The sequence below is a fragment of the Mesorhizobium sp. B2-3-6 genome (assembly GCF_006442305.1).
Classification (GTDB): Bacteria; Pseudomonadota; Alphaproteobacteria; order Rhizobiales; family Rhizobiaceae; genus Mesorhizobium.
In genome coordinates this window covers 341,777-368,355 of the sequence record NZ_VFVW01000008.1, presented here as the reverse complement: position 1 = coordinate 368,355, position 26,579 = coordinate 341,777, and the positions used below count along the sequence as shown (strand labels likewise).

Annotated in this window: 28 protein-coding genes and 4 tRNA genes; 22 read left to right on the top strand and 10 right to left on the bottom strand. The window is 62.3% G+C overall.

Features of this window, described 5'->3' with window-relative positions; all coding sequences use genetic code 11:
- Position 1 precedes the first annotated feature (1 nt).
- The 4 genes from FJ953_RS23915 to FJ953_RS23900 are packed head-to-tail and all read right to left on the bottom strand — an operon-like array spanning position 2 to position 3,784.
- Positions 2 to 1,066, bottom strand: coding sequence for an ABC transporter ATP-binding protein (locus tag FJ953_RS23915; protein ID WP_140493613.1), 1,065 nt, complete (start codon positions 1,064 to 1,066; stop codon positions 2 to 4).
- Entirely contained in the window at positions 1,063 to 1,845 is a 783-nt protein-coding gene (locus FJ953_RS23910; protein ID WP_140493610.1) for an ABC transporter permease, read from the bottom strand. Before FJ953_RS23910 ends, FJ953_RS23915 begins: the two co-directional genes overlap by 4 nt.
- A gap of 1 nt (position 1,846) precedes the next feature.
- The gene (locus tag FJ953_RS23905; RefSeq protein WP_140493607.1) at positions 1,847 to 2,683 is read right to left on the bottom strand and encodes an ABC transporter permease; all 837 of its coding nucleotides are present in this window, start codon (positions 2,681 to 2,683) and stop codon (positions 1,847 to 1,849) included.
- A 9-nt stretch (positions 2,684 to 2,692) separates the two neighbouring features.
- The gene (locus tag FJ953_RS23900) at positions 2,693 to 3,784 is read right to left on the bottom strand and encodes a spermidine/putrescine ABC transporter substrate-binding protein (RefSeq protein ID WP_140625172.1); all 1,092 of its coding nucleotides are present in this window, start codon (positions 3,782 to 3,784) and stop codon (positions 2,693 to 2,695) included.
- 92 nt (positions 3,785 to 3,876) lie between these two features.
- On the opposite strand from FJ953_RS23900, the gene FJ953_RS23895 reads away from it, so the two are divergent.
- Positions 3,877 to 4,491, top strand: coding sequence for a TetR/AcrR family transcriptional regulator (locus tag FJ953_RS23895; protein WP_140493601.1), 615 nt, complete (start codon positions 3,877 to 3,879; stop codon positions 4,489 to 4,491).
- Positions 4,492 to 4,678: 187 nt separating this feature from the next.
- Here the strand turns inward: FJ953_RS23895 and FJ953_RS23890 are convergent, their stop codons facing one another.
- Positions 4,679 to 4,885: a hypothetical protein gene (locus FJ953_RS23890; RefSeq protein WP_140493598.1), complete on the bottom strand. Its 207-nt coding sequence runs from the start codon at positions 4,883 to 4,885 to the stop codon at positions 4,679 to 4,681.
- 195 nt (positions 4,886 to 5,080) lie between these two features.
- Between FJ953_RS23890 and FJ953_RS23885 the strand changes: the two genes are divergently transcribed.
- Positions 5,081 to 5,650 carry a DUF2569 family protein gene (locus FJ953_RS23885; RefSeq protein ID WP_140493595.1) on the top strand — a complete coding sequence of 190 codons (570 nt, stop codon included), beginning with the start codon at positions 5,081 to 5,083 and terminating at the stop codon, positions 5,648 to 5,650.
- 140 nt (positions 5,651 to 5,790) lie between these two features.
- On the opposite strand, the gene FJ953_RS23880 is transcribed toward FJ953_RS23885, so the two are convergent.
- Positions 5,791 to 5,866: transfer RNA gene (locus FJ953_RS23880), tRNA-Thr, on the bottom strand.
- Positions 5,867 to 6,024: 158 nt separating this feature from the next.
- On the opposite strand from FJ953_RS23880, the gene FJ953_RS23875 reads away from it, so the two are divergent.
- The 4 genes from FJ953_RS23875 (at position 6,025) to FJ953_RS23860 (ending at position 7,746) form a co-directional block, all read left to right on the top strand.
- Positions 6,025 to 6,195: a hypothetical protein gene (locus FJ953_RS23875; RefSeq protein ID WP_140517626.1), complete on the top strand. Its 171-nt coding sequence runs from the start codon at positions 6,025 to 6,027 to the stop codon at positions 6,193 to 6,195.
- 244 nt (positions 6,196 to 6,439) lie between these two features.
- Complete coding sequence (locus tag FJ953_RS23870; protein WP_140493585.1) at positions 6,440 to 6,646, top strand: hypothetical protein; 207 nt, start codon at positions 6,440 to 6,442, stop codon at positions 6,644 to 6,646.
- Between the two features lie 219 nt (positions 6,647 to 6,865).
- Positions 6,866 to 7,171 carry a BA14K family protein gene (locus FJ953_RS23865; protein WP_140625171.1) on the top strand — a complete coding sequence of 102 codons (306 nt, stop codon included), beginning with the start codon at positions 6,866 to 6,868 and terminating at the stop codon, positions 7,169 to 7,171.
- 215 nt (positions 7,172 to 7,386) lie between these two features.
- Positions 7,387 to 7,746: a hypothetical protein gene (locus FJ953_RS23860; protein WP_140493579.1), complete on the top strand. Its 360-nt coding sequence runs from the start codon at positions 7,387 to 7,389 to the stop codon at positions 7,744 to 7,746.
- On the opposite strand, the gene bhcR is transcribed toward FJ953_RS23860, so the two are convergent.
- Entirely contained in the window at positions 7,747 to 8,568 is an 822-nt protein-coding gene (bhcR, locus tag FJ953_RS23855) for an HTH-type transcriptional regulator BhcR (protein ID WP_140517623.1), read from the bottom strand.
- 212 nt (positions 8,569 to 8,780) lie between these two features.
- On the opposite strand from bhcR, the gene gcl reads away from it, so the two are divergent.
- The 3 genes from gcl (at position 8,781) to FJ953_RS23835 (ending at position 12,481) form a co-directional block, all read left to right on the top strand.
- Complete coding sequence (gene gcl, locus FJ953_RS23850; protein WP_140625170.1) at positions 8,781 to 10,562, top strand: glyoxylate carboligase; 1,782 nt, start codon at positions 8,781 to 8,783, stop codon at positions 10,560 to 10,562.
- Positions 10,563 to 10,572: 10 nt separating this feature from the next.
- A complete protein-coding gene (gene hyi / locus FJ953_RS23845; protein WP_140625169.1) occupies positions 10,573 to 11,370 on the top strand; it encodes a hydroxypyruvate isomerase in 798 nt (265 codons plus the stop codon).
- A 223-nt stretch (positions 11,371 to 11,593) separates the two neighbouring features.
- Positions 11,594 to 12,481: a 2-hydroxy-3-oxopropionate reductase gene (locus tag FJ953_RS23835; protein ID WP_140625168.1), complete on the top strand. Its 888-nt coding sequence runs from the start codon at positions 11,594 to 11,596 to the stop codon at positions 12,479 to 12,481.
- 54 nt (positions 12,482 to 12,535) lie between these two features.
- On the opposite strand, the gene FJ953_RS23830 is transcribed toward FJ953_RS23835, so the two are convergent.
- On the bottom strand, positions 12,536 to 13,381 hold the full coding sequence (locus FJ953_RS23830) for an RNA methyltransferase (RefSeq protein WP_140625167.1): 846 nt from the start codon (positions 13,379 to 13,381) through the stop codon (positions 12,536 to 12,538).
- A gap of 197 nt (positions 13,382 to 13,578) precedes the next feature.
- Here FJ953_RS23830 and FJ953_RS23825 point away from each other — a divergent pair.
- Positions 13,579 to 13,663, top strand: a tRNA-Tyr gene (locus tag FJ953_RS23825).
- A 90-nt stretch (positions 13,664 to 13,753) separates the two neighbouring features.
- A tRNA-Gly gene (locus tag FJ953_RS23820) sits at positions 13,754 to 13,827 on the top strand.
- Between the two features lie 83 nt (positions 13,828 to 13,910).
- Here FJ953_RS23820 and FJ953_RS23815 read toward each other — a convergent pair.
- Positions 13,911 to 14,369: a YidB family protein gene (locus FJ953_RS23815; RefSeq protein ID WP_140625166.1), complete on the bottom strand. Its 459-nt coding sequence runs from the start codon at positions 14,367 to 14,369 to the stop codon at positions 13,911 to 13,913.
- 129 nt (positions 14,370 to 14,498) lie between these two features.
- Between FJ953_RS23815 and FJ953_RS23810 the strand changes: the two genes are divergently transcribed.
- Entirely contained in the window at positions 14,499 to 14,756 is a 258-nt protein-coding gene (locus FJ953_RS23810) for a GlsB/YeaQ/YmgE family stress response membrane protein (protein ID WP_140493554.1), read from the top strand.
- Positions 14,757 to 14,995: 239 nt separating this feature from the next.
- On the opposite strand, the gene FJ953_RS23805 is transcribed toward FJ953_RS23810, so the two are convergent.
- Positions 14,996 to 15,883 carry a DMT family transporter gene (locus tag FJ953_RS23805; protein WP_140517617.1) on the bottom strand — a complete coding sequence of 296 codons (888 nt, stop codon included), beginning with the start codon at positions 15,881 to 15,883 and terminating at the stop codon, positions 14,996 to 14,998.
- A gap of 293 nt (positions 15,884 to 16,176) precedes the next feature.
- Here FJ953_RS23805 and tuf point away from each other — a divergent pair, with 293 nt between their 5' ends.
- The 10 genes from tuf to rpoB all read left to right on the top strand — a co-directional run bounded on the left by tuf (position 16,177) and on the right by rpoB (position 26,555).
- Positions 16,177 to 17,352: an elongation factor Tu gene (tuf, locus tag FJ953_RS23800; protein ID WP_140515452.1), complete on the top strand. Its 1,176-nt coding sequence runs from the start codon at positions 16,177 to 16,179 to the stop codon at positions 17,350 to 17,352.
- A 206-nt stretch (positions 17,353 to 17,558) separates the two neighbouring features.
- A complete protein-coding gene (locus FJ953_RS23795; protein WP_140564602.1) occupies positions 17,559 to 18,041 on the top strand; it encodes a group II truncated hemoglobin in 483 nt (160 codons plus the stop codon).
- A 211-nt stretch (positions 18,042 to 18,252) separates the two neighbouring features.
- Positions 18,253 to 18,328 (top strand) — tRNA-Trp (locus FJ953_RS23790).
- Positions 18,329 to 18,727: 399 nt separating this feature from the next.
- Positions 18,728 to 18,931, top strand: a complete 204-nt coding sequence (secE, locus tag FJ953_RS23785) for a preprotein translocase subunit SecE (RefSeq protein WP_013531408.1) — start codon at positions 18,728 to 18,730, stop codon at positions 18,929 to 18,931.
- A 27-nt stretch (positions 18,932 to 18,958) separates the two neighbouring features.
- The gene (gene nusG, locus FJ953_RS23780) at positions 18,959 to 19,486 is read left to right on the top strand and encodes a transcription termination/antitermination protein NusG (RefSeq protein WP_140501620.1); all 528 of its coding nucleotides are present in this window, start codon (positions 18,959 to 18,961) and stop codon (positions 19,484 to 19,486) included.
- A gap of 175 nt (positions 19,487 to 19,661) precedes the next feature.
- Positions 19,662 to 20,090: a 50S ribosomal protein L11 gene (gene rplK, locus FJ953_RS23775; protein ID WP_140501622.1), complete on the top strand. Its 429-nt coding sequence runs from the start codon at positions 19,662 to 19,664 to the stop codon at positions 20,088 to 20,090.
- A gap of 4 nt (positions 20,091 to 20,094) precedes the next feature.
- Positions 20,095 to 20,793 (top strand): 50S ribosomal protein L1, encoded by a 699-nt coding sequence (gene rplA / locus FJ953_RS23770; RefSeq protein WP_140501624.1) that lies wholly within the window; start codon positions 20,095 to 20,097, stop codon positions 20,791 to 20,793.
- A 407-nt stretch (positions 20,794 to 21,200) separates the two neighbouring features.
- A complete protein-coding gene (rplJ, locus tag FJ953_RS23765; RefSeq protein ID WP_140515456.1) occupies positions 21,201 to 21,719 on the top strand; it encodes a 50S ribosomal protein L10 in 519 nt (172 codons plus the stop codon).
- Between the two features lie 54 nt (positions 21,720 to 21,773).
- A complete protein-coding gene (gene rplL, locus FJ953_RS23760) occupies positions 21,774 to 22,151 on the top strand; it encodes a 50S ribosomal protein L7/L12 (RefSeq protein ID WP_027146630.1) in 378 nt (125 codons plus the stop codon).
- Between the two features lie 267 nt (positions 22,152 to 22,418).
- Positions 22,419 to 26,555 (top strand): DNA-directed RNA polymerase subunit beta, encoded by a 4,137-nt coding sequence (rpoB, locus tag FJ953_RS23755; RefSeq protein ID WP_140501628.1) that lies wholly within the window; start codon positions 22,419 to 22,421, stop codon positions 26,553 to 26,555.
- Positions 26,556 to 26,579: the final 24 nt, after the last annotated feature.

Here is a 26,579-nt window from a genome sequence, read left to right as displayed (position 1 = left end):
TTCAATCCGTCAGCAGGATGATCTTGTCTGTATCGCAGGAAACCGAGACCGTGTCGCCCGGCTGCACGACGGACGTCGCGGGCAGTTTGGCGATGAATTGCAGCGTGGCGTCTTCAGTGGAGACCGCGAGCACGCGCTTGAAGCTGCCCTGGAAAACGACATCGCTGACCTGCGCCTTGCCCAGCTTTGTGGCGCCTGAGGTCGCGCCCAGGGCAAGGTGCTCCGGCCGGATGGCCAAGGCAACCGCCGATCCCACCGGCAACGCTCCGGACGCCGAGACCGGCCCGACCTGTGTCGCGACAGTGCTTGTCCTGTCCATCATCTCCGCCACCGTTCCGCGAAGAATGGTGCTCTCGCCCATGAAGGTCGCCGAAAAGCGTGTCTTTGGGCGCGCATAGACGCGTTCGGGCGGCCCTTCGTCCTCGATGCGGCCGTCACTCATCACCACGCAGTGGTCGGCCAGCGCCATCGCTTCTTCCTGGTCGTGGGTGACATGGATGAAGGCGGTGCCGACGCGCTTTTGGATCGCTTTCAATTCGTCCTGCATCTGCCGGCGCAGTTTGAGGTCGAGCGCGCCGAGCGGCTCGTCGAGCAGCAGCACGGCGGGCTCGATCACCAGTGCGCGCGCCAGCGCTACGCGCTGCCGCTGGCCGCCGGAGAGCTGGTGCGGCTTCTTGTCGAAGGCGGCATCCAGCCCGACTAGCGCCAGCGTCTCACGCGCCCGCGCGGCGCGTGTCGCGCCATCGACGCCTTGCATGCGCAGGCCAAAACCGACATTGCCGCCGACGCTCATATGCGGAAACAGCGCATAATCCTGGAACACCGTCGTTGTCGGGCGCTTTGCCGGCGGAACGGCGGTGCAGTCCTCGCCTCGGATGAACACCTTGCCTTCGCTCGGTGTGACGAAGCCGCCCAAAATCGACAAAAGCGTCGTCTTGCCGGAGCCCGACGGTCCGAGCAGGATGGTGTAGCTACCGGGCTCGATCCGCAGCGATACGTCTTTCAGCACCGCCAGCTGGCCGAAACGGTGCGAGACCCCGCGGATGTCGACCAGGGGCGCGCTCATGCCGGCTTCCTCCGCAGCAATGTCAATTCGAACAGCACCACCAGCACGATGGAAACGGCGAACACCAGCGAGCCGACTGCGTTGGTCTTGGGGTTGAGGCCAGAGCGCAGCAGATTCCAGATTTCGACCGGCAGCGTGGTTTCGAAGCGTGTCAGCAGGAAGGAGATCACGAATTCGTCCCAGGAAAAGGTCATCGACAGGAAGAAGCCGGCGAAGATGGCCGGCGCCATGACAGGCACAGTAATCAAGAGCAGCACTTTCCATTCCGGCGCGCCGAGATCGCGCGCGGCGCGCTCGATGTTGATCTGGTGGTCGCCCATCTGGCTGTAGACGATGGCGAAGCAGAGCGGCAGGTTGATCACGACATGGCCGATGCCGGCGGCCATCAGCGATTTCGGCACGCCGGCCCAGTTGAACAGCACCAGCAGCCCCATGCCGATGATGAGATAGCTGACGGTAAGCGGTAGCGTGATCAACCCTCGCAGCAGGGCCGAACCCGGCAGCACGAAACGCGCGAACGCCCAGGCGCTGAGGAAGCCGAGCGTGACGGCCGCGAGCGACGAAAGCACGGCCACCAGCAGCGAGTTCACCAGCGCCGAGGTCAGCCGCGTATCGGACAGGACGGCCTGGTACCAGCGCAGCGACGGGCCGGTGAAGGGCGGGATGGGGAAGGAGGTTGCCTGCAGCGAGAACAGCACGAGCACGACCACCGGCAGGAAAATGAAGGAATAGATGGCGATCGCGTAGAGACAGGAAGCGGTTCGGACGATCAGGCGCATCTCAGGCCCGCTCGATCTTCAGCCAGCGGGCGCAGGCGAGATAGGCGATGGTCACGACCGCCATCAGGATAATCGACAGGGCGGAGGCCAGCGGAAAATCGCCGCGCCGGCCGATCTGCATCATCACCAGTTGCGGCATGACCAGCTCGTTGTTGCCGCCCAGGATTTGCGGCGTGATGTAGTCGCCGATGCACAGCACGAAGGTCAGGAAGGCGCCGACCATGATGCCGGGCAAGGTCAGCGGCAGGATGACATGCAGGAAGGTGCGCACCGGCCCGGCGCCGAGATCAGCGGCGGCCTTGCGGTAGCTCGGACTGAGCTGCTTCAAATTGGCGAAGATCGTCAGCGTCAAAAGCATGACGAAGAAATGCACGAAGCCGGTCACGGTGGCGAAGCGCGTATTGGCGAGCTGCAGCGGTTCGCTGGTCAAGCCGATGCCGGTCAGCGTCCGGTTGATGACGCCGTTCTGCGCCAGCACCAGAAGCCAGGAATAGGAGCGCACGACATAGGACGTCCAGAACGGCAGCACGGCCAGCATCAGCGCCAGCCGCTGCCAGCGTTCCGGCACCTGTTCGGCCAGGATCCACGCGAAAGGATAGGCGAGCAGCACCGAGACCACGGTGACGATCGCCGTCACCTCCAGCGAATTCACCATCGCTTGCCAATAGGCAGGATTGGTGAAGAACTGGCTGTAATTGGCTGATGTGAAGCCGCCGCCCTCATGCGACGTCAGGCTGGAAAGCCCCATGGCAATGAAAGGCAACACGAAGAACAGCAAGGTCCAGCCGAGCGCCGGCGTAACCAGCGCCCAGGGCAGGGCCTTGTTTGCGGTGCTCACGACGCCCGTCTACTGCGCCTGCAGCATCTCGGTCCACATGTCCTGCATCTTCTTGTCGAGGTCGGCGTTCGGCGCCGGATAGGCCTGGGCGCGGGCAAGGAATTCGGGCTGCTCGTCGAAGCGCAGGATCTTCTTCTGGTCGTCGGTGAGTGCCGCCTTGCTGTTCGCCGGCATGCCCCAATAGCAGGAGGATGTGGCAAGACGCGCCTGGCCTTCCGGGCTCATGATGTACTGGATGAATTTCAGCGCCACGTCCTTGTTCTTGGAGTCCTTGAACATGGCGAGCGACTGCGACCACAGCACCGCTCCCTCCTTGGGGATCGAGAAGTCCAGCGCCGGGTTCTCCTTGGCCAGGCCCGCCGTCACCCATTCGCCGCCGCCGACCAGAATATCGACTTCACCGGTGGCGAGCGCTGTCTGGCTGGCGGTCACCTCGCCGACCAGCTTGGCGTTGGCCTTCATCTTGAGCAGTTCGGCCTTGAGGGCGGGAAGATCGGCCTCGGTGAGTTCAGCCGTTTTCTTGCCGATGGCGAGTGCCGCCATGCCGATGACCGGCAGGTAATAATCGTAGATGGCGACCTTGCGCTTGTACTTGTCCCTTGTCAGCGACGCCAAGGATTGCATGTCGGCCGGGTCGACCTTGGTCTTGTTGAAGCCGATCGTGTTGTAGCCGAACTTTTCGGTGATGCCGTAGCGCTTGCCGCCGACCACGGTAGAGTTGTCCATCTTCACCTGCGGAAAGAGGTCGCCCAACGGCAGCTTGTCCTCCGGCAGCGGCTCGAACAGGCCTTTTTCCACGCCGCGCGGCACGTCGATGCTGTCGATCACCATCACGTCCCAGTCGCCGGGTTGCGACTGTTCGACGATGGCGAGCCCCGCGCCGGTGCCCTCGAATTCCTTGACGTTGACCTTGATGTTGTTGGCCTCTTCGAAGGGCTGCAGCAGCGCCGGGTCGGCATGATCGCACCAGATCAGGGCGTTGAGATCGGCGGCCTGGCTGGCGCCGGCTGCTGAGAGCACCAGCGCCGTGGCGCCGCAAGCGGCGCCCAGATGTCTCTTCAGGATTGAAAGCGGATTGTTGGCTGCGGATCGTGCGGACATCGAGTGTTCTCCCTTGCCTTTGTGGCTTCTTGCAAAAAGTTGAACCAATTCTAAAATTGAGTCAATTCTGTTTTTGTGGCAGACCAGCCGGCATGAGTGGATTGAGGGCAAGGCAAAAGGCCGACCGGCACCGCCGCATCATCGAGGCGGCGGCCGAGCTTTTCCGCGAGGCCGGTTATGAAGGTGCCAAGATCGAGACGATCGCCGCCCAGGCCGAAGTGTCGATCGGGACGATTTACAATTACTACCAGAATAAGGGCGACATCCTCGGCGCCATCGTCTCCATGGAGGTCAACGAGGTGCTGAATGCCGGGCGAGGCGTGGTCGACAGCCCACCGGCCAATGTCGGCGATGCGCTGGACACGCTGATCGGCATCTATATCGAGCACTCCTTGCACTATCTCAGCAAGGAGATGTGGCGCCAGGCGATGGCGATCTCGACGCAACTGCCCGACAGCCCGTTCGGCCAAGCCTACACGGCGCTCGACCGCGCTCTGACGCAACAGATCCGTGCCCTGATCGCAAGGCTGCAGGAGATCGGCCTGGTGCGGCGCGACATCGACGGGCAGGCGGTGGGTGAGCTGGTCTTCAACAACATGAACATGATGTTCATCGAGTTCGTGAAGCGCGACGAGGCAAGGATAGCGGAACTGCGCGCGGCGATCCGACGGCAGAACCGGATCCTGGTGGCGGCGATCGGGATGTGAGGATGGAAGCGACCGCGGCATGAACCAGCTTCCGCTGCCAGTGTGACTGACGATGAGTGCCAACGGCGGCGCCCGTCTACACCGCCGGGCCCCGCGCACAGGGCAGCGTAGCCGCTGGGCCTAATCAGCGATTCCTTCGAAGCATCGACCGAAAGGAAAGACGCGGCCGCAGTGTCGCAGGTAAAAATCAGTGATCGGTCGGATCGATCTTCGTCAGGCGCTCTCGCGCTTCGGTGACGCGCCGCTGCGCGGACCTTATCCTGCTGCAAAGCGCGAGATTGATGCCGACGCCACAGTCTCCGTCCAGCATTTCTTCCGCTCGTTTGAGGGCGAGTACCGCTCGGCCAATCCGCTGCCTGGCTCTGGCCAGTTCCATGTCCAAGAGTTCGATCATTGTTCCGCTACAGAGTTTGCGGTCCCTTCGATCGTTAACCGTCTCCGGCCGGGTTTGGTTCCGGGTTGCGGCTCGAGACTCAGGACAGCAGGAGAAAGTCGCCGCTTCGGCACCGACCACATTGCACGCGAAGTCGCCTCTTGAGTTGAATTTGAAATCTGATACAACTTATAGGAGTGCGAAGGGGAGAGGTTAATGGGGACGTTTTCAATCTGGCATTGGACGATCGTACTGCTGATCATCGGCGTGCCTGTTTTCTTTGCGGTTCGCTCAGCCGTGAAGCCGTCACAGGGCCCGGCGGCTCTTGTAGGATTCGGTGGCTGGCTTATGCTGCTTGCGATCGGTCAGGTTTTGTCGCCGCTGCGCACGCTCGCCGACTTGGCCAATTCGGCCGAGGGTTACCGGCAACTCATGCCCCTGCCAAATGGACTGGTTGCGGTGTATAGCGAGGTTGCCCTCAATCTGGCATTTCTGGCGCTTCAACTGGTTGTGCTCATTTCGATGCTGCGGCGAAGCCGACGCTTTCCACAATTGTTTCTGGTTCAGTGGATTGCGATACCGGTTGTGTTCGTCCTGGACACGATCTTGATCTCATCAACTCTGGGCGTCCCGGTGAGCCAGATCCTTGCTGGAGATGCGCTGGCGACACCCGTCCTGTCGTTCATCCTCACCGGGGCTTGGGTCGCCTACGTCTACAAGTCCGTCAGGGTGAAGAACACGTTCGGCGGCGAAGTGGCAGCCGGCCAGGTCGCGACAGCCTCCTAGCGAAAGTCCGCTGGGTTTCGCCTCTTCGCATGAGCAGTCCTCCTGCGACAGGCTTCGGAGGACACTCCTTCGTTTTGCGAGATCTGGTGTTCTTATAACGGGCTGGGTGGCCTGCCACCCGAAGCTTGAAGAGCGAAGGGTGGTGCCCCCGGCAGGAATCGAACCCGCGACCTTCGGTTTACAAAACCGCTGCTCTACCAGCTGAGCTACAAGGGCATGCGGCACCGGTTAGCCATATTTGCGGCGCCAGTAAAGACAAATGTCCGTTTTGAGGTGCTCCTGCCGCTGCGAAGCAACAGACACGGCATCCTGAAAACGGCCAATTCGCTTCCTATATCCTACGGCAGGTGCAATCGCTCGGGCGAGGCCGTCGCATGATCAGATTTGTCATCATCCTGCCGATCGTCGTCATAGCCTGGATGCTGCTGGTGAAGCTCATCAGGAACCTCAAGAACGCCAATATCGACTGGACCGGCGTTACCACCATCATCGGCTTCATCGCGCTCGCCTTCTGGCTGCGCCATGTCACGGGCATGGGGTGGTGAATAGTAGTCAGTAGTCATTAGTCAGTAGTCAGTAGTCAGTAGTCAGTAGTCAGTAGTCAGTAGTCAGTAGTCAGTAGTCAGTAGTCAGTAGTCAGTAGTACTCACTACTCACTACTCACGATTCATCCCGTCTCCGGCCTTGCCGAAAAAAATCTCCTCCACCTTTCGAACCTTTTCCCGCGCCGCGCCGACTGATGGTCAGAGGCGAATGGGTCGCCTCGATCAAAAGATCCAGGAGATCATCATGTTCCAGCGCACTCTCGTTTCAGGCCTCGTTGCCATTTTCGTCGCCACCGGCGCGCTCGCCGGCACCGTCGGCACGTCGTCGGCCCACGGCATGCACGGCCACCATCATCACCACAACCATCACAAGAAGCACTTCAAGAAGTTTTGGTGGAAGCACCATAACCATCATTACCACAAGCACGGCAAGGTGATCATCTTTCTTTGATGGAGGGACCCAATTCTCCCGAAAGGGCGGCTTCGGCCGTCCTTTTTCGTTGGGCGAAATGGGACCGGTCATCAATGTCTAGCCAGGCCCTTGCAGGCCGCCGTCAGCACGACCTCCTCGGTTCACGTTCAAAAAAGATTCGAACCTTTTTCTTGTGCCGAACGACAGATGATCAAGAGGCGGATGGGTCGCCTCTCCAAACGAAGCAAGGAGATCATCATGTTCAAGCGCGCACTCGTTTCCAGCCTCATCGCCACCACCGTCGCCGCCACCGCTTTGGTCGGCACCGTTCAGCCTTCGGCGGCTCATTCGCATCACCACCACCATGGCCTCGGCATCGGCATCGCCGCCGGCGTCGGCGGTTTTGTCCTGGGCAGCCTGCTTGCCCAGCCCCGCGCTGTCTACGTCGACGAGGGCGGCGGCTCGTGGCACGTCCGCCGCTGCTTCGATCGCTATTCGAGCTACGATCCGGACTCCGACACCTACATCGGTTACGACGGCTATCGCCATTACTGCCGTCTCTGAGAGGAGGAGCACCGTTCAGCACCAGAAGAGGGGCTCAGGCGAGCCCCTTTTCTACGCTTGGATGGCGGCACACCTGTTGGATTAGCCGACTTTCACGGAGACGCCTGAACCCTCGGTCATCGGCTTTTGTCGATGCGATCGGCAATGTACAGGCATTTCCCGAAGGCCTAATCTGCTTGGCGATAATCTGCGGGCGATATGGGGGAGGGTGATCCTTGGACGAGCAGGACCCGAAAGAGGAACAGGTCGAGATTATTTTCCGCAACGGCACGGTCACGGCCGTCGGCATCCTGCTGGCGTTTTCGCTGGGATTCATCACGCATTGGGCCGCCAATCCGATCCCGTGGCAGACCTATCATCTCGTCGCCGTGCTGCCCATCCTGGCCGGCATCGCCTTACAGATGCGGGCACTGTCGCTTCTGCTCGACACAAAGTGCCTGCGGCTGAGCGCCTATGAACGCGCCAACCGCATCTTCATCACCGGCCTCGTCTTCACCGCCTGCGGTGTCGGCATGGCGATCCTGCTCGATTTCTTCGATCTTGCGAGCAGAAGCGCGCTGCCCGGAGCAGGTTGATCATCCGGTTTGCACGCCGCCGATCATCTTTGTGACCTCGGCCGCGGCGCTGTGCACCAGCGGGCCGATCTCGGCCAGCCTCTCAGGCGTCACCCGAACGGTCGGGCCCGACACCGAGACACCGCCGATCGGCTCGCCGAATTCGTTGAAGATGGCTGATGCCACGCAGCGCATGCCTGGGTGCCGTTCCTCGTCGTCGACCGACCAGCCGCGCAGCTTGATCGTCGCGAGATCATGCGCGAGGGCAGGGATGTCGGACAGCGTCCTGTCGGTAAAGCGCTGCAGGCCGGCCTTGCGCAGGATGGCTCCGACGCGCTCCGGCTCGAGATGGGCCAGCACCGCCTTGCCGATGCCGGATGCGTGAAAAGGGCTGCGCGTGCCCGGTCGGAAGAAGGCGCGAATTGCCTGGTGCGTCTCGACCTGGCTGACGAACACCACGCAATCGTCCTCGGCGACGCCGAGATTGGCGGTCTCGCCGGTTTTCTCCATCAGCTCCTGCATCACGATGCGCGCGCGGTCGACCAGCTTGCGGCGGCGCAGGAACGCCGCGCCCATCCGGTAGGTCTCGACGCCGATCGACCAAAGCTGGTCCGAACTGTCGAACTCGACCATGCCGTGGTTTTCGAGCGTCGTCAGCATGCGGTAGGCGGTAGAGGCAGCCAGGCCGCTTTGCGCGGATATCTCGCTCAGCGACAGGCCGCTGCCTTCGGCAACGATGGCCAGGATGCGCAAGGCCCGGTCCAACGACTGCACCGAAGCCGCTTCCGACGGGCCGTTGAAGGCGCGCGGCCGGCCGCGCTGGCGTTTTTCGGCGGTTTCCATGACGCCATCATGCCCGATTTTCCCGAATGGACAATGAAAAAGTTTTTCACTCTTCTGCATTGCCATTTTTTGGAAAACAAAAAGAGAAAGGAAATCAATTGGCAACGGCAGCTTCCTAGAAATGAAAAAATATTCTGAAAAAATTGAAAAATAGGCCGCTTGCTGACATTCTCGGTCATCCAACAATCACAACCCTGTGGAGGGCCGGAACAATGGCCAGGATGCGCGCTGTCGACGCTGCGGTTCTCGTTTTCGAAAAGGAAGGCATCGCCTGCGCCTTCGGCGTGCCGGGAGCGGCGATCAATCCGCTCTACTCGGCCCTGAAGGCGAGGGGCACGATCCGCCATGTGCTGGCCCGTCATGTCGAGGGCGCCTCGCACATGGCCGAAGGCTTCACCAGGGCCAAGGCAGGCAATATCGGGCTCTGCATCGGCACGTCTGGCCCGGCCGGCACCGACATGATCACCGGGCTCTACTCGGCCGCAGCCGATTCCATCCCGATCCTCTGCATCACCGGCCAGGCGCCGCGGGCGCGGCTGAACAAGGAGGATTTCCAGGCCGTCGACATCGCCGCCATCGCGTCGCCCGTCGCCAAATGGGCGGTCACCGTCATGGAGCCTTATCTCGTGCCGATGGCGCTGCAGAAGGCATTCCACCTGATGAGGTCTTCGCGCCCGGGACCGGTGCTGATCGACCTGCCGGTCGACGTCCAATTGGCCGAGATCGAGTTCGACATCGACGCCTATGAGCCGCTGGCGCCGTTCAAGCCGGCGATGACGCGCGCCCAGGCCGAAAAGGCTCTGGCGATGCTCAACGCCGCCGAAAAGCCGCTGATCGTCGCCGGCGGCGGCATCATCAATGCCGATGTGTCGGACCTGTTGATCGAGTTCGCCGAAATCACGGGCGTGCCGGTCATCCCAACGCTAATGGGCTGGGGCGCGATCCCCGACGACCATCGGCTGATGGCGGGCATGTGTGGGCTGCAGACATCGCACCGCTACGGCAACGCAACGATGCTCGAGGCCGACTTCGTGTTCGGCATCGGCAACCGCTGGGCAAATCGCCACACCGGTTCGGTCGATGTCTACACCAAGGGAAAAAAGTTCATCCATGTCGACATCGAGCCGACCCAGATCGGCCGCGTGTTCGCACCAGATCTCGGCGTCGTCTCGGATGCGGGTGCCGCACTGAAGATACTGCTCGACGTCGCTACCGAATGGAAAACGGCCGGAAGACTGCGCGACTGGTCGGGCTGGGCGAAGGAATGCCAAGGCCGCAAGAAGACCATGAAGCGCAAGACGCATTTCGACCAGGTGCCGCTCAAGCCGCAGCGCGTCTATGAGGAGATGAACAAGGCGTTCGGGCGCGACGTCACCTACGTCACCACGATCGGCCTGTCGCAGATCGCCGGCGCGCAGTTCCTGCATGTCTACAAGCCCCGCAACTGGATCAATTGCGGCCAGGCCGGCCCGCTCGGCTGGACACTGCCGGCAGCCCTTGGCGTGCGCGCCGCCGATCCCGACCGCACGATCGTGGCGCTGTCGGGCGACTATGACTTCCAGTTCATGATCGAAGAACTGGCGGTCGGCGCGCAGCACAGGCTGCCCTACATCCACGTCGTCGTGAACAATGCCTATCTCGGCCTGATCCGCCAGGCGCAGCGCGGCTTCTCGATGGATTACGAGGTCAGCCTTGCTTTCGAGAACATCAACCGGTCGGACGATCCCGAGGCCGGCTACGGTGTCGACCACGTCGCTGTTGCCGAGGCAATGGGCTGCAAGGCGGTCAGGGTGCGCAAACCGGAAGAATTCGCCGGTGCCTTCAAGCAGGCGCAGCGGCTGATGAAGGAGCATCAGGTTCCCGTAGTGCTCGAATTCATCCTCGAACGCGTCACCAACATCTCGATGGGCACCGAGATCGACAAGGTCACCGAATTCGAGGACCTTGCCGAACACCAAGAAGACGCCCCGACGGCGATCGTGATGCTGGACTAGGAGAAAAAGAATGCCGCGTTTTTCCGCCAATCTTTCGATGCTCTTTGGCGAGCACGATTTTCTCGACCGCTTCGATGCCGCCGCCCGCGCCGGCTTCAAAGGCGTCGAATATGTAGGCCCCTATGACCATGCCCCCGAGATGGTGGCCGCGCGGCTGAAGAAGAACGGCCTGACACAGGTGCTGTTCAACCTGCCGGCCGGCGACTGGGGCAAGGGCGAGCGCGGTATCGCAGTGCTGCCGGACCGTGTGCCGGAATTCCGCCAGGGCATCGCCAAGGCGATCGCCTATGCGCAGGCGCTCGGCTGCTCACAGGTCAATTGCCTGGCCGGCATCGCGCCCGCCGGTGTCGACCGCAAGGTGCTCGAGGATGTCTTTGCCGAGAACCTCGCCTTCGCGGCGGAGAAACTGGAGCAGGCCGGTATCAAATTGCTGATCGAGCCGATCAACACGCGCGACATTCCAGGCTTCTTCCTCAATTATTCCGACCAGGCGCTGGCGCTGATCGACCGCGTCGGCTCGAAGAACCTGTTCCTGCAATACGACATCTACCACATGCAGATCATGGAGGGGGATCTCGCCCGTACCATGGAGGCAAACCTCGGCCGCATCGCGCATATCCAGCTTGCGGACAATCCCGGCCGTCACGAGCCGGGGACGGGCGAGATCAACTATCCCTTCCTCTACGAGCACATCGACCGCATTGGTTATTCCGGCTGGGTCGGGGCGGAATACAAGCCGAAGGCGGGGACCGAGCAAGGGCTGGGTTGGTTAAGGGAGCTGGCCGGGCAGGGAAGTGCCGCGGCTTAGCCGTCGAAATCGAACTCGCGTTCCTTCACGCCCCCCTCTGGCCTGTCGGCCATCTCCCCTACCAAGAGCGGAGGTTGGATGTCACCGGCGGCTTCGCTAAATTTTGAACCGGGAAAGTTGGGGCCAGCGCCGAAACTGCCAATCTCCCCACCTGTGGGGGAGATGGCCGGCAGGCCAGAGGGGGGCGTGAAGGAACGCAACCTCAACAAGACGGAGAACCACAATGGAAACCATCGGCTTCATCGGCCTTGGCATCATGGGCGCGCCGATGGCGGGACATTTGCTGGACGCCGGCTACACGGTGATCGCCAGCGACCATCGCTCCAAACCGCGGGCCGATCTCGTCGCCAGGGGCCTGAAGTCGGTCACCGGCCATGCCGCCGTGGCGAAGGCCGCCGATATCATCATCACCATGGTGCCCGACACACCGCAGGTGGCCGAGGTGCTGTTCGGCGACAACGGCGTCGCATCAGGTCTTTCCAAAGGCAAATTGATCATCGACATGAGCTCGATCTCGCCGATCGAGACCAAGGCCTTCGCCAAAAAAATCAACGAACTGGGCTGCGACTATCTCGATGCGCCGGTCTCGGGCGGCGAGGTGGGAGCCAAGGCCGCATCGCTGACCATCATGGTCGGCGGCGAGGAGAAGGCCTTCGAGCGCGCCAGGCCCGTTTTCGAGAAGATGGGCAAGAACATCACCCTGGTCGGACCGAACGGCGTCGGCCAGACCACCAAGGTCGCCAACCAGATCGTCGTCGCGCTGACCATTGAAGCCGTCGCCGAAGCGCTTGTTTTTGCTTCGAAAGCCGGCGCCGACCCCGCCAAGGTCAGGCAGGCGCTGATGGGCGGGTTGGCCGCCTCGCGCATCCTCGAAGTCCATGGTGAGCGCATGGTTAGGCGCACCTTCGCGCCGGGTTTCCGCATCGAACTGCACCAGAAGGATCTCAACCTTGCGCTGGAAGGGGCAAGGGCGCTCGGCGTCTCCCTGCCCAACACGTCGACCACCCAGCAACTGTTCAATTCCTGCACCGCCAATGGCGGCGCCAGGGAGGATCACTCGGCCCTGGTCAGGGCGCTGGAGCGGATGGCCGGGCATGAGGTAGGGCAGTAGGGCAGTAGGAGCCGCCCGTTCCGGCCGATTTGGAAGCCCTACTGCCGTACTGCCCTACTGCCTCAAGAATTTCCGTGCCGCATAAAGGCTTACCGCCGCCGCGTTCGACACGTTGAGCGAGCGGATGGCGCCGGGCATGTCGAGGCGAGCCAGTGTCGTCACCGTCTCGCGCGTCTTCTGGCGCAGGCCCTTGCCTTCCGCGCCCAGCACCAGGGCAAGCTTGTCGCCGGCAAAGCTCGTTTCGAGTTCGGCCGGGCCGTCCGAATCGAGACCGATTGTCTGGAAGCCGGCCTCGTGCAGTTGCGCGAGCGCGTCGGCCAGGTTCTTCACCTCGATCTGGTCGATATGTTCGAGCGCGCCGGAGGCTGATTTCGCCAGCACGCCCGATTCCTGCGGGCTGTGGCGCGCCGTGGTGATCAGCGCGCCGGCATCGAAGGCGACCGCCGAGCGCAGGATGGCGCCGACATTGTGCGGATCGGTGATCTGGTCGAGCACCAGCACCAGCTTTGTGTCGCCAAGAGCGTCGAGGCGCTTGGGCTTCAGCGGCTCGGCCTCGATCAGCACGCCTTGATGCACGGCATCCGAACCCGTGATCTTGTCGATGTCCCTGGGTTCGACCAGCTCCGCCTTGAAGGGCAGAGCCGCGAGGTCGGCCAGTCCCAGCCGCTCGGCGGCATTGCGCGTCACCAGCATTTTCTTGATCTTGCGGCGCGGATTGTCGAGTGCGGCGCGCACCGTATGCAGGCCATAGAGCCGCACCAGCCCGTCGGCTGCGTTCTCCCCCGGCGGCATGGGCTGGCGCGGCCGGAACGCCGGCGCGCCGCCGCTCTTTTCGTCGCGGTGTGCACGACGCAGCTTGGCGTAGTGGGTGTCTTTCGGGGTGCCGGTCTTGTTGCTCATGGCCGGCTTCTATAGCGGTCTCCGGCGGCCAGGGATATGGCCCGTCGCCGCAGCCGGCGAACAACATCGAAAAACCCTTGCCACGCGGTTGACACCCACTGGCCTTGCCGCCATAAGGCGCTTCGCTGATTTCGGAGAAGTGATACTCGGGTCCGGATCGGCAAGAATGCCTCGTTGCATGGCTCCGGCGGCAGACTGGAGAGGTGCCCGAGTGGTTAAAGGGGACGGACTGTAAATCCGTTGGCTTAGCCTACGTTGGTTCGAATCCAACCCTCTCCACCACTGCCGGCCCGGAAGCCCTGAAACGTGAAAGCGTCGGAGGCGAAAAGCGCATGGCGCTTTTCCGTGGAATCCGGTACTTCAGTGCACGGCGCGGGTATAGCTCAGTGGTAGAGCAGCAGCCTTCCAAGCTGAATATGCGGGTTCGATTCCCGCTACCCGCTCCAGATCTCCAACCCACGCCATCGGCAAGCTGAAACACTGCGCGGCCAGGTCGCGCAGCGCTCCAGAGGATGGCTGTCCGCTCGCTTCAGCTGTTGAAGGCCGACGCGACCTGGTGTTGCTGCGGCACCTGGCCGTTCGGCGTCAGCTTGTCGACGATGCCAGGCAAGGCTGCGGACAATTGCTTGAGCAGTTCCTGCTCGTCGAGCCCCGTCCGTTGCGCGATCTCGTGGATGACCTGCGGTCCGATCGCGTTGCCCAGGTCGTTGGCGTTGATCGGTTGGTTCTGGCCGGTGCCGACCCAGGAATCGGCGACGTTGCCGTGGCCGGAGTTCTTCAATTTGTCGAGCAGGCCGCCCAGTCCGCCAAGCAGGCCGCCATCGCCGGCCGTGGTTTCACCGGGCTCGGCCGGTACGGGAGCTTGGGGTTGCTCCGGCTGTTCGGCACTCCTGCCGCTGAGCATCTTTCCGACCAGCAGCGCGCCAAGCGCGATCATCAGGGGTTTGGTGATGTTGCCGCCCGGAACGGCATTGTCAAACAGTCCCATCGTGGATCTCCTTGTCAACCAAGCCCGTCCCATCCTCACAATGACGCAAACGGGCGGAATTTCAAGCTGGCTTGAGCTTTTGACAATCATATGAAAATGATGGACGCGGCAGGGGATTGGAGAGGAAAAATGTCAATCATCAGCTGGATTATTCTGGGAGTCATCGCCGGCTTTCTTGGCAGCAAGATCGTCAACAAGAGCGGCCAGGGCATGATCATGGATATCGTGCTCGGCATTGTCGGCGCCATTGTCGGCGGCCTGATCTTCAGCGCTTTCGGCGCGTCGGGCGTGACCGGTCTCAACATATACAGCCTGATCGTCGCGGTGGTGGGCGCCGTGGTCGTGTTATGGGCTTACCACCAGTTCGCCGGCAAGCGGACTATTTAGCACCAGTCCCATTCCGAAGGTTCGGGATGGGATTTTATCCGTTCGCTTGTCCATGACCTTTCCCGAAACCGGATCCCGCCTTTCGGGTCATGCGCCCTCGTCTGTCCATCATCGGCGGTGTTTGCCACCGCGGAGCGCCGTCTGGCGCGTCCTATCTGACCCTCTTGAGGATCTCGCGGGCAGCGTGTTGAGCTTTGCGGCGAGACCCCCGGCGATAATCGGCCGCAACTGGAGCCGACTTAGGCCACGACAGTCAGCCGGCGCTTGCGCTGGTCGAGCGAGACGATGGCCAATCCGCTACCGACAACCAGAAGGATGCCGCAAATCGCCAGCGCGTTTGGGAATTGTCCGAACACCAGCAGGCCCGAAATCATCGCCCAGACGGTGAAGCAGTAGTAGAACGGCGCCACTGCGCTGGTCGGCCCGACGCGATAGGCCATGAAGATGAAGAAATGGCCGAAGATCAGGAAAAACCCGGCTCCGGCCATGAGCAGCAAATGATGTGCTCCGGGCATGATCCAGCGCTCTGAAACCAGGTGTGCCGCACCGGCGCCGATCAGCACCACGACGACGGCGGAGATCGCCACGATCATTCCCGGCACCTCGGCCGGAACCCGCCTGCCGGTGAGATCGCGCGCGGCCGACAATGCCGCATTGCCAAGCGCCAGCAAGGCGTAGACCGAGATGCCCTGCATGGTCGGTTGCGCCACCATCAGCGCGCCGATGAAGCCGAGACCGATCAGCGCCATGCGCTGGCCGCCGATCCGCTCGCCGAACAGGATGGAGGAGCCGACCAGCATCAAGAGCGGCGTGACCTGTCCGAGGGCGGTGGAATCGGCGATCTGCATGTTGGCGAGCGCCACGACGTAACAAAGGATGGCGGCCAGTTCGAGCAGGTTGCGGTGCAGCACGCGCTTGTCGAAGATCAGCGGGATCTGTTTGCCATAACCAAGCGCAAACAGCAGCGGAAAGCCCCAGAGCGCTGCCGCCGCGCCGCGCAGGAACAGCACTTCATAGGACGGCAGGCCCGCCGTGGCGAGCTTCATCATCGTATCGTTGACGAGATACGACCCGGTCGAGACGATCATGAACAGAGGGCCGCGAACGGCTGTCGGGATGAAATGCATCGGTGCAGGAAATCAGAGCGGGAACACCGCCGCAATGGGCCATGAAGCGCCGACAAATCCGACAGCGACCGACGAGCGGGGCGCGGGAGGCCGGCGCGATTGCGCAGGGGTTTAGGCCATTCCATTTCACGCGACACGTTCCTATATCAGCGCCATATCCCCGCAATCGGATCACGGGTTCGGACCGAGTGAGAAGGCGCCCGGGCAAAAGACGCTTGTGTTTTTTGGCCTTTGTCGCTAATCGCCCCGCATTCGACTGAACTGAAGGTCCAGGCCGTCCAAGGAAAGAGACTATGGCAAAAGGTAAATTCGAGCGCACCAAGCCGCATGTGAACATCGGCACGATTGGCCACGTTGATCATGGCAAGACGTCTTTGACGGCAGCGATCACCAAGTATTTTGGCGAATACAAGCGCTATGACCAGATTGACGCGGCGCCGGAAGAGAAGGCGCGCGGCATCACGATCTCGACGGCTCACGTCGAGTACGAGACGGAGAACCGCCACTACGCCCACGTCGACTGCCCCGGCCACGCCGACTATGTGAAGAACATGATCACCGGTGCCGCGCAGATGGACGGCGCGATCCTGGTTGTGTCGGCCGCCGACGGCCCGATGCCGCAGACCCGCGAGCACATCCTTTTGGCCCGCCAGGTCGGCGTGCCGTCGATCGTGGTGTTTTTGAACAAGGTCGACCAGGTCGACGATGCCGAGCTGCTTGAGCTGGTCGAGCTCGAGGTTCGCGAATTGCTGACCAAGAACGAGTTCCCCGGCGACGACATTCCGATCGTCAAGGGTTCGGCGCTGGCGGCTCTGGAAGATTCGGACAAGAAGATCGGCGAGGACGCGATCCGCGAGCTGATGGCTCAGGTCGACGCCTACATCCCGACGCCGGTTCGTCCGCTCGACAAGCCGTTCCTGATGCCGATCGAGGACGTGTTCTCGATCTCGGGCCGCGGCACGGTCGTGACCGGTCGCGTCGAGCGCGGCGTGGTCAAGGTCGGCGAGGAGCTGGAGATCATCGGCATTCGTCCGACCACCAAGACGACCTGCACGGGCGTCGAGATGTTCCGCAAGCTGCTCGACCAGGGCCAGGCGGGCGACAACATCGGCGCGCTGCTGCGCGGTGTCGACCGTGAAGGTGTCGAGCGCGGCCAGGTTCTGGCCAAGCCCGGTTCGGTGAAGCCGCACAAGAAGTTCGTGGCCGAAGCCTACATCCTGACCAAGGACGAGGGTGGCCGTCACACGCCGTTCTTCACCAACTACCGTCCGCAGTTCTACTTCCGCACCACCGACGTGACCGGCATCGTGTCGCTGCCGGCCGGCACCGAGATGGTGATGCCTGGCGACAACATCACGGTCGACGTCGAGCTGATCGTGCCGATCGCCATGGAAGAGAAGCTGCGCTTCGCCATCCGTGAAGGCGGCCGCACCGTCGGTGCCGGCATCGTCGTCACCATCAAAGAGTAATCGACACCGGCATCAGCCGGATCGAGAAGGAAGGGCGGTCCTCGGGCCGCCCTTTTTGTCGGCGACCGAAGGTCAGCCGTTGGCATGCCGGGGCCGACACGCGGTCGAACGGTAGCCGCGTCATCGAACTGGCCATCGAGGCAGGTTGAGGCTTGCTCGATTTTTCCGCTATCGTCGCTGCAGGCGGCGCTGGGCGGAGGTCAAGTATGAGCCAGGATGTTCCGACACTGTACGAATGGGCCGGCGGCAGCGAAGCGCTCAACCGGCTGACGCAGACCTTCTATGACAAGGTGGCGCAGGATCCGGTCGTCGGGCCGGTGTTCAAGCATATGTCGCCCGACCATCCCGCCCATGTCGCGGCCTTTATCGGCGAGGTTTTCGGCGGGCCGAAAACCTACAGCGAAAAATTCGGCGGCCACCGCGAGATGGTGATGCATCACCTGGGCAAGCATTTGACGGAGGAGCAGCGCCGCCGCTGGATCAACCTGCTGGCCGATGCCGCGGATGCCGTCGGGCTGCCTGACGATCCGGAGTTCCGTTCCGCCTTCATGGGCTATGTCGAGTGGGGATCGCGGCTCGCCAGGATGAATTCCAATCTCGGCGAAACGTGCGACCCGGAGACCGAGCCGATGCCGGCCTGGGGCTGGGGCGTGCCCGGCGGGCCTTACCGGGTCCCGGACACCAAATAGCGTCCAACGGATACACGGGCCGGCAGGCAAGATCTCCGCGAACAGCATGCCGGCGCACTCGAGCATGAAACCGGAGATCGATGGCGGCGGGCTGGTCGTCGACCATCCCGATTTCCGGGAAAGGGGATGAAGGCGCGTTTGCTTGCAAACCGCTCTTTACAGAGCGCGCGGAAGCTTTTAGGAAGCCCCTGCTGCGCCGAGGCGCACGTGTACGGGCATAGCTCAGTTGGTAGAGCGGCGGTCTCCAAAACCGCAGGTCGTAGGTTCGAGCCCTGCTGCCCGTGCCATTTCAAGAAATGGCACGTCAAACAAAAACTCAGCCATTTCCTAAATGGCCGTCAGAAACGATATTTCTGCGGGCCGCCCTTTGAAAATCGACGACCGGCTTGCCATATTAAGCTGATTGAGGCATAAGGGCGCCATAGCCGGGACGGAACGACTGGATGGTTCCGAGGCGGTGTTTGGTCATAAAGCGGACACTTGCCACTTGCGTGGATCAAGAATCGGTTTTATGTAGACGAAACAGACACGCGGCGCGTGGAGCTGGGAAGCCGGCTTTACGCGTCTGATTTGCATGGGCGAAATGATTGCGCTGATTCGGCGCGAAAGTGGACCCAGGCGGCACGTCCCGGCCAGCGGGATCATCCAGGAGACCCGGCCAACGGGTCTTGAAGACAGAGCGGCATATGGCTTCGAAAACCACAAATCCTTTCGTCTTTCTCCAGCAGGTTCGCGCGGAGACCGCCAAGGTGACTTGGCCGTCGCGACGCGAAACGATGATCTCGACGGTGATGGTTCTGGCTTTCGCTGTGATCGCGATGATCTTTTTCTTCACCGCCGATCAGCTCATGGGCCTCGCGGTCGAACAGATTCTGGGCATTGGACGCTAAGTCCGGCGATTACGGAGAAGTCGTGAAATGACTACGCGCTGGTACATCGTCCACGCCTATTCGAACTTTGAGAAGAAGGTCGCCGAGGACATCGAGAACAAGGCCAAGCAGAAGGGCCTGTCCGCCGATATCGAGCAGATCGTCGTGCCGACCGAGAAGGTCGTCGAGGTTCGTCGCGGCCGCAAGGTCGACGCCGAGCGCAAGTTCTTTCCGGGCTATGTGCTCCTGAAGGCCAACTTGACCGACGCCGTGTTCTCGCTGGTCAAGAACACGCCGAAGGTCACCGGGTTTTTGGGCGACTCCAAGCCGGTGCCGATCACCGAGGCCGAGGCGCAGCGCATCCTGAACCAGGTGCAGGAAGGCGTCGAGCGCCCGAAGCCCTCGGTTACTTTCGAGATCGGCGAGGCGATCCGCGTCTCGGATGGCCCCTTCGCGTCCTTCAACGGCTTCGTCCAGGAAGTGGACGAGGAGCGGGCGCGGCTCAAGGTGGAGGTTTCGATCTTCGGGCGCGCCGTGCCTGTCGATCTGGAATTCGGGCAAGTCGAAAAAGGCTGATCCGAAATCCCTGGCGCCGTTCCGGTGGTCAGGGGAGGCGGCGCGGCAACGCGCGGCCTGAGAACGGTGGGAGGCGAATGCGGCTTTAGCCGGCCGCAGGAACCGCACCACCAGACTGCAACAGCCGGTGTTTTCCCAGATCGAGGGGCCGGCATAGACAAAGGCAGGAATAGAGATGGCTAAGAAAATTGCAGGCCAGCTCAAGCTCCAGGTTGCCGCGGGCTCGGCTACGCCGTCGCCCCCGATCGGCCCGGCGCTTGGTCAGCGTGGCATCAACATCATGGAGTTCTGCAAGGCGTTCAACGCGCAGACCCAGGAAATGGAAAAGGGATCGCCGATTCCGGTCGTCATCACCTACTACCAGGACAAGTCGTTCACCTTCGTCATGAAGACGCCGCCGGTGAGCTACTTCCTGAAGAAGGCCGCTAACCTGAAGTCGGGCTCCAAGGAGCCGGGCAAGGTCAAGGCCGGCACGATCGGCCGCGACAAGGTCCGCGCCATCGCCGAGCAGAAGATGAAGGATCTGAACGCAAACGACGTCGAGGCGGCCATGCGCATGGTCGAGGGCTCCGCCCGCTCGATGGGTCTGGAAGTGGTGGGCTGAGATCATGGCAAAGATTGCAAAGCGTGTATCGAAGACCCGCGAAGGCATCGATCCCAACAAGGCTTATACCTTGGGTGACGCGCTGAAGCTGCTCAAGGATCGCTCGACGGTCAAGTTCGACGAGACGATCGAAGTCGCGATGAATCTCGGCGTTGATCCTCGCCATGCCGACCAGATGGTCCGCGGCGTGGTCAACCTGCCGAACGGCACCGGCCGCTCGGTCCGCGTCGCCGTGTTCGCCCGTGGCGACAAGGCCGAGGAAGCCAAGGCCGCCGGCGCCGACATCGTCGGTGCGGAGGACCTGGTCGATATCGTCCAGAAGGGCACGATCGATTTCGATCGCTGCATCGCTACGCCGGACATGATGCCGCTCGTCGGCCGTCTGGGCAAAGTGCTCGGCCCGCGCGGCATGATGCCGAACCCGAAGGTCGGTACCGTCACCACCGACGTCGCGGCCGCCGTCAAGGCATCGAAGGGCGGCGCTGTCGAGTTCCGCGTCGAGAAAGCCGGCATCGTTCACGCCGGCGTCGGCAAGGTCTCGTTCGACGTCAAGGCGCTGGAAGAAAACGTCCGCGCCTTCGCCGATGCGGTGACCAAGGCAAAGCCGGCTGGCGCCAAGGGCAACTACGTCAAGAAGGTGTCCGTCACCTCGACGATGGGCCCGGGCCTCAAGCTCGACGTCTCGACGCTCGCGGCGTCCTGATTAACCGTTTGGATCGGCCGCTGAACGGGCCGATCCGTAAGTGAATTCCGGGCCTGGATCGTTCTGGGCCCGGTACCGGGAGCCGAAAGGTTTCCGGACATCCTGTCCGAGATTGCAGGCGGCCCGGCCTTGATTGAAAAGGGGGGCCTTAATTCATGTGGGCCTGCATGAGACGGGTGAAGACCTGACAACGGAGCAAGCGCTCCAATGAAAGGTTCGAACCGTGTTTGCCTTTTGTCTGCGCATCGTCCGGCTTGCCGGCGATGTGGCGAAAGGGGGCAGGATCCTCGAGCGCTGTTCGGGAGATCCGTTACTGGATGGCCCGGCCGGCAAAAGGCAACCCGACGCCTGTCCTCGTGAATGGGAATGTTCCCGTTAGCAGGGTGGGGGTCAACTGGAGATAGGCAGTGGACAGAGCGGAAAAACGCGAACTCGTCACGGGCCTGAACGATGCGTTCTCGAACGCGGGTTCAGTGGTCGTGGCCCACTATGCCGGTATCACCGTCGCGCAAATGAACGACCTCCGGTCGAAAATGCGCGCTGCCGGTGGCACCGTTAAAGTCGCGAAGAACCGTCTCGCCAAAATCGCTCTTCAGGGCACGGACTCCGCATCGATCATCGATCTGTTCAAGGGACAGACGCTGGTCGCCTATTCGGAGGATCCGATTGCGGCGCCGAAGGTCGCGTCCGATTTCGCCAAGGGGAATGACAAGCTGGTCATTCTCGGCGGCGCAATGGGCACCACCTCGCTCAACGCCGACGGTGTGAAGGCACTCGCCACACTCCCGTCGCTCGACGAGCTGCGCGCCAGGCTGGTTGGCATGATCGCCACGCCGGCAACCCGGATCGCCCAGATCGTCAATGCGCCCGCGGCTTCGGTCGCGCGTGTCATCGGCGCTTACGCCCGGAAGGACGAGGCGGCATGAGGCCGTTCCTCGCTATCACAAACACACGTTCGAACCTTATGAAGGAATACAACAATGGCTGATCTCGCAAAGATCGTAGACGACCTTTCGAAGCTGACCGTCCTCGAGGCGGCTGAGCTGTCGAAGCTTCTGGAAGAAAAGTGGGGCGTTTCGGCTGCTGCTCCGGTGGCTGTTGCCGCTGCCGGCGGTGCTGCCGCTGCCGCTGCTCCGGTCGAGGAAAAGACGGAATTCGACGTCGTCCTCACCGACGCCGGCGCCCAGAAGATCAACGTCATCAAGGAAGTCCGCGCCATCACCGGCCTTGGCCTCAAGGAAGCCAAGGACCTGGTCGAAGCGGCTCCGAAGCCGGTCAAGGAAGCCGTTTCCAAGGCCGACGCCGACAAGTTCAAGGCCCAGCTGGAAGCAGCCGGCGCCAAGGTCGAGCTGAAGTAAGCGTAACAATCGGCGGACGGCCTCGCGCCGTCCGCCACTCCCTCGGGCGACCTGGGGAGGCTGCGTAGCGCGAGATGCACGAAAACCTCTTTCCTGAGGGCCGAAAACCGGCTCTCAGGAAACGGGTTTTCTCCCGTTTTAGCCGGCCGCCCGCCAAGTAGTTTGGTAATGGGGCCGGAGAACAGACAGAGAGCCGCTGCCCAGGCGGTTCGGATGCAAGGCGAGCCGCGGCGAGGCTCGCCCCGAGTTTAGAGCTAAGGAGCGACGATGGCCCAGACCCAGACTTTCAATGGCCGCAGACGCGTACGCAAGTTCTTCGGAAAGATCCCGGAAGTTGCGGAGATGCCGAACCTCATCGAGGTTCAGAAGGCGTCCTATGACCAGTTCCTGATGGTGGACGAGCCTAAGGGCGGACGTCCGGACGAGGGACTGCAGGCTGTTTTCAAGTCGGTCTTCCCGATCTCCGATTTTTCCGGCTCCTCGATGCTGGAGTTCGTGAAGTACGAGTTCGAAGGACCGAAATTCGACGTTGACGAATGCCGTCAGCGCGACCTCACCTATGCCGCACCGCTGAAGGTGACGCTGCGCTTGATCGTGTTCGATATCGACGAGGATACCGGCGCGAAGTCGATCAAGGACATCAAGGAGCAGGACGTCTACATGGGCGACATGCCGCTCATGACCTCGAACGGCACCTTCATCGTCAACGGCACCGAGCGCGTCATCGTCTCGCAGATGCACCGCTCGCCGGGCGTCTTCTTCGACCACGACAAGGGCAAGTCGCACTCGTCGGGCAAGCTCCTGTTTGCCGCGCGCGTCATCCCCTATCGCGGTTCGTGGCTCGACATCGAGTTCGATTCCAAGGACGTCGTGCACGCCCGCATCGACCGTCGCCGCAAGATTCCGGTGACGTCGCTGCTGATGGCGCTCGGCATGGACGGCGAAGAGATCCTGTCGACCTTCTACAACAAGATCACCTACAAGCGCGCCGGCGATCACTGGCGCATTCCGTTCAACGTGGATCGTTTCCGCGGCCTGAAGGCCGTCGGCGACCTGGTCGACGCCGACACGGGTGAGGTCGTTGTCGAGGCCGGCAAGAAGATCACCGCCCGCCAGGCCCGCCAGCTCGGCGAAAAGGGCCTGAAGGCGATCAAGGCGACCGACGAGGACCTGCTCGGCAACTATCTCGCCGAGGACATCGTCAATTACGCCACCGGCGAGATCTTCCTCGAGGCCGGCGACGAGATCGATGACAAGACGCTGAAGGTGCTGCTTGGCACCGGCGAGGACGAGATCCAGATACTCGACATCGATCACGTCAATGTCGGCGCCTACATCCGCAACACGCTCGCCGTCGACAAGAACGAGAGCCGCCAGGACGCGCTGTTCGACATCTATCGTGTCATGCGCCCCGGCGAGCCGCCGACGCTCGAAACCGCTGAAGCCATGTTCAACTCGCTGTTCTTCGACAGCGAGCGCTACGACCTGTCCGCCGTTGGCCGCGTCAAGATGAACATGCGCCTCGAACTCAAGGCCGAGGACACCGTGCGTGTATTGCGCAAGGACGACATCCTGGCCGTGGTCAAGACGCTGGTCGAACTGCGTGACGGCAAGGGCGAGATCGACGACATCGACAATCTCGGCAACCGCCGCGTGCGTTCGGTCGGCGAGCTGATGGAAAACCAGTACCGCGTCGGCCTGCTGCGCATGGAGCGCGCGATCAAGGAGCGTATGTCCTCGATCGAGATCGACACGGTCATGCCGCAGGACCTGATCAACGCCAAGCCGGCGGCTGCCGCCGTGCGCGAGTTCTTCGGTTCCTCGCAGCTGTCGCAGTTCATGGACCAGACCAATCCGCTGTCGGAGATCACCCACAAGCGCCGTCTCTCCGCGCTTGGACCGGGTGGTCTGACCCGCGAGCGCGCCGGCTTCGAGGTGCGCGACGTGCACCCGACGCATTACGGCCGCATCTGCCCGATCGAGACGCCGGAAGGCCCGAATATCGGCCTGATCAACTCGCTCGCCACCTTCGCGCGCGTCAACAAGTACGGCTTCATCGAGAGCCCGTACCGCAAGATCGTCGACGGCAAGCTGACCAATGACGTCGTCTATCTGTCGGCGATGGAAGAGGCCAAGCACCATGTCGCGCAGGCCAATGCCGAGCTCGACAAGGATGGTCGCTTTGTCGACGAATTCGTCATTTGCCGCAGTGCCGGCGAAGTGATGATGGCGCCGCGCGAAAACGTCGACCTGATGGACGTTTCGCCCAAGCAGATGGTGTCGGTGGCCGCGGCCCTGATCCCGTTCCTTGAGAACGACGACGCCAACCGCGCGCTGATGGGCTCGAACATGCAGCGCCAGGCCGTGCCGCTGGTGCGCGCCGAAGCGCCGTTCGTCGGCACCGGCATGGAGCCGATCGTCGCCCGTGATTCGGGCGCCGCCATCGGCGCCCGCCGCGGCGGCATCGTCGACCAGGTGGACGCGACGCGTATCGTCATCCGCGCCACGGAAGACCTCGATCCGGGCAAGTCCGGCGTCGACATCTACCGGCTGATGAAGTTCCAGCGTTCGAACCAGAACACCTGTATCAACCAGCGTCCGCTGGTGCGCATGGGCGACCGGGTCAACAAGGGCGACATCATCGCGGACGGTCCTTCGACCGAGCTCGGCGATCTGGCTCTCGGCCGCAACGTGCTGGTCGCGTTCATGCCGTGGAACGGCTACAACTACGAGGACTCGATCCTCCTGTCCGAGCGCATCGTCGCCGACGACGTCTTCACCTCGATCCACATCGAGGAGTTCGAGGTCATGGCGCGCGACACCAAGCTCGGACCGGAGGAAATCACGCGCGACATTCCGAACGTCTCGGAAGAAGCGCTGAAGAACCTCGATGAAGCCGGCATCGTCTATATCGGTGCCGAAGTTCAGCCGGGCGATATCCTGGTCGGCAAGATCACGCCGAAGGGCGAAAGCCCGATGACGCCGGAAGAAAAGCTTCTGCGCGCCATCTTCGGCGAAAAGGCATCCGATGTGCGCGACACCTCGATGCGCATGCCTCCGGGCACCTTCGGCACCGTCGTCGAGGTGCGCGTGTTCAATCGCCACGGTGTGGAGAAGGACGAGCGCGCCATGGCGATCGAGCGCGAGGAGATCGAACGCCTCGCCAAGGACCGTGACGACGAGCAGGCGATCCTGGATCGCAACGTCTACGCGCGCCTTTCCGACGTGCTCGTCGGCAAGGAAGCGATCGCCGGACCGAAGGGCTTCAAGAAGGGCTCGACGCTGTCGAAGGACACGCTCGACGAGTATCCGCGTTCGCAGTGGTGGCAGTTCGCCGTGGAGAACGAAAAGCTCCAGAGCGAACTGGAAGCCCTGCGCGGCCAGTACGACGATTCCAAGAAGGCACTCGAACAGCGCTTCATGGACAAGGTCGAGAAGGTGCAGCGCGGCGACGAAATGCCTCCGGGCGTCATGAAGATGGTCAAGGTCTTCGTGGCGGTGAAGCGCAAGATGCAGCCGGGTGACAAGATGGCCGGCCGTCACGGCAACAAGGGTGTCGTGTCGCGCATCGTTCCGGTCGAGGACATGCCTTTCCTCGAGGACGGCACGCATGCCGATATCGTGCTCAACCCGCTGGGTGTGCCGAGCCGCATGAATGTCGGCCAGATCCTGGAAACGCATTTGGGCTGGGCTTGCGCCGGAATGGGCAGGAAGATCGGCGAGATGATCGACGCCTACAAGTCTGCCGGCGACATCAAGCCGCTGCGCAAGACGCTGGAGAGCTTCATGCCCGCCAACGACCGCAATGAGCCGGTCCGCGAGTATGACGACGAGAGCATCGTTCGCCTGAGCGAGCAGATGCGCCGCGGCGTCTCGATCGCGACCCCGGTGTTCGACGGCGCGCACGAGGCCGACATCAACGTCATGCTGGAGCAGGCGGGCCTGCACACCAGCGGTCAGTCGCAGCTCTATGACGGACGCACCGGCGAGCCGTTCGATCGCAAGGTGACGATGGGCTACATCTACATGCTCAAGCTTCACCACCTCGTGGATGACAAGATCCACGCGCGTTCGATAGGTCCGTACTCGCTCGTCACCCAGCAGCCGCTGGGCGGCAAGGCGCAGTTCGGCGGCCAGCGCTTCGGCGAAATGGAGGTCTGGGCGCTGGAAGCCTACGGCGCCGCTTATACGCTGCAGGAAATGCTGACGGTGAAGTCGGACGACGTCGCTGGCCGCACCAAGGTCTACGAGGCGATCGTCCGCGGTGACGACACCTTCGAGGCCGGCATTCCCGAGAGCTTCAACGTTCTCGTCAAGGAGATGCGGTCGCTCGGCCTCAACGTCGAATTGGAGAACACCAAGCTCGACGAAGCCCCGGTTCGGCTGCCCGACGCAGCGGAATAAACAAGACACCCGGTCGCGGGAGCC

Bases quoted from the DNA above. Each gene is read 5' to 3' on its own strand.
- FJ953_RS23915 (WP_140493613.1), bottom strand. From the start codon at position 1,066: ATGAGCGCGCCCCTGGTCGACATCCGCGGGGTCTCGCACCGTTTCGGC.
- FJ953_RS23910 (WP_140493610.1), bottom strand. From the start codon at position 1,845: ATGCGCCTGATCGTCCGAACCGCTTCCTGTCTCTACGCGATCGCCATC.
- FJ953_RS23900 (WP_140625172.1), bottom strand. From the start codon at position 3,784: ATGTCCGCACGATCCGCAGCCAACAATCCGCTTTCAATCCTGAAGAGA.
- FJ953_RS23895 (WP_140493601.1), top strand. From the start codon at position 3,877: ATGAGTGGATTGAGGGCAAGGCAAAAGGCCGACCGGCACCGCCGCATC.
- FJ953_RS23890 (WP_140493598.1), bottom strand. From the start codon at position 4,885: ATGATCGAACTCTTGGACATGGAACTGGCCAGAGCCAGGCAGCGGATT.
- FJ953_RS23885 (WP_140493595.1), top strand. From the start codon at position 5,081: ATGGGGACGTTTTCAATCTGGCATTGGACGATCGTACTGCTGATCATC.
- FJ953_RS23875 (WP_140517626.1), top strand. From the start codon at position 6,025: ATGATCAGATTTGTCATCATCCTGCCGATCGTCGTCATAGCCTGGATG.
- FJ953_RS23870 (WP_140493585.1), top strand. From the start codon at position 6,440: ATGTTCCAGCGCACTCTCGTTTCAGGCCTCGTTGCCATTTTCGTCGCC.
- FJ953_RS23865 (WP_140625171.1), top strand. From the start codon at position 6,866: ATGTTCAAGCGCGCACTCGTTTCCAGCCTCATCGCCACCACCGTCGCC.
- bhcR (WP_140517623.1), bottom strand. From the start codon at position 8,568: ATGGAAACCGCCGAAAAACGCCAGCGCGGCCGGCCGCGCGCCTTCAAC.
- gcl (WP_140625170.1), top strand. From the start codon at position 8,781: ATGGCCAGGATGCGCGCTGTCGACGCTGCGGTTCTCGTTTTCGAAAAG.
- hyi (WP_140625169.1), top strand. From the start codon at position 10,573: ATGCCGCGTTTTTCCGCCAATCTTTCGATGCTCTTTGGCGAGCACGAT.
- FJ953_RS23835 (WP_140625168.1), top strand. From the start codon at position 11,594: ATGGAAACCATCGGCTTCATCGGCCTTGGCATCATGGGCGCGCCGATG.
- FJ953_RS23830 (WP_140625167.1), bottom strand. From the start codon at position 13,381: ATGAGCAACAAGACCGGCACCCCGAAAGACACCCACTACGCCAAGCTG.
- FJ953_RS23815 (WP_140625166.1), bottom strand. From the start codon at position 14,369: ATGGGACTGTTTGACAATGCCGTTCCGGGCGGCAACATCACCAAACCC.
- FJ953_RS23810 (WP_140493554.1), top strand. From the start codon at position 14,499: ATGTCAATCATCAGCTGGATTATTCTGGGAGTCATCGCCGGCTTTCTT.
- FJ953_RS23805 (WP_140517617.1), bottom strand. From the start codon at position 15,883: ATGCATTTCATCCCGACAGCCGTTCGCGGCCCTCTGTTCATGATCGTC.
- tuf (WP_140515452.1), top strand. From the start codon at position 16,177: ATGGCAAAAGGTAAATTCGAGCGCACCAAGCCGCATGTGAACATCGGC.
- FJ953_RS23795 (WP_140564602.1), top strand. From the start codon at position 17,559: ATGAGCCAGGATGTTCCGACACTGTACGAATGGGCCGGCGGCAGCGAA.
- secE (WP_013531408.1), top strand. From the start codon at position 18,728: ATGGCTTCGAAAACCACAAATCCTTTCGTCTTTCTCCAGCAGGTTCGC.
- nusG (WP_140501620.1), top strand. From the start codon at position 18,959: ATGACTACGCGCTGGTACATCGTCCACGCCTATTCGAACTTTGAGAAG.
- rplK (WP_140501622.1), top strand. From the start codon at position 19,662: ATGGCTAAGAAAATTGCAGGCCAGCTCAAGCTCCAGGTTGCCGCGGGC.
- rplA (WP_140501624.1), top strand. From the start codon at position 20,095: ATGGCAAAGATTGCAAAGCGTGTATCGAAGACCCGCGAAGGCATCGAT.
- rplL (WP_027146630.1), top strand. From the start codon at position 21,774: ATGGCTGATCTCGCAAAGATCGTAGACGACCTTTCGAAGCTGACCGTC.
- rpoB (WP_140501628.1), top strand. From the start codon at position 22,419: ATGGCCCAGACCCAGACTTTCAATGGCCGCAGACGCGTACGCAAGTTC.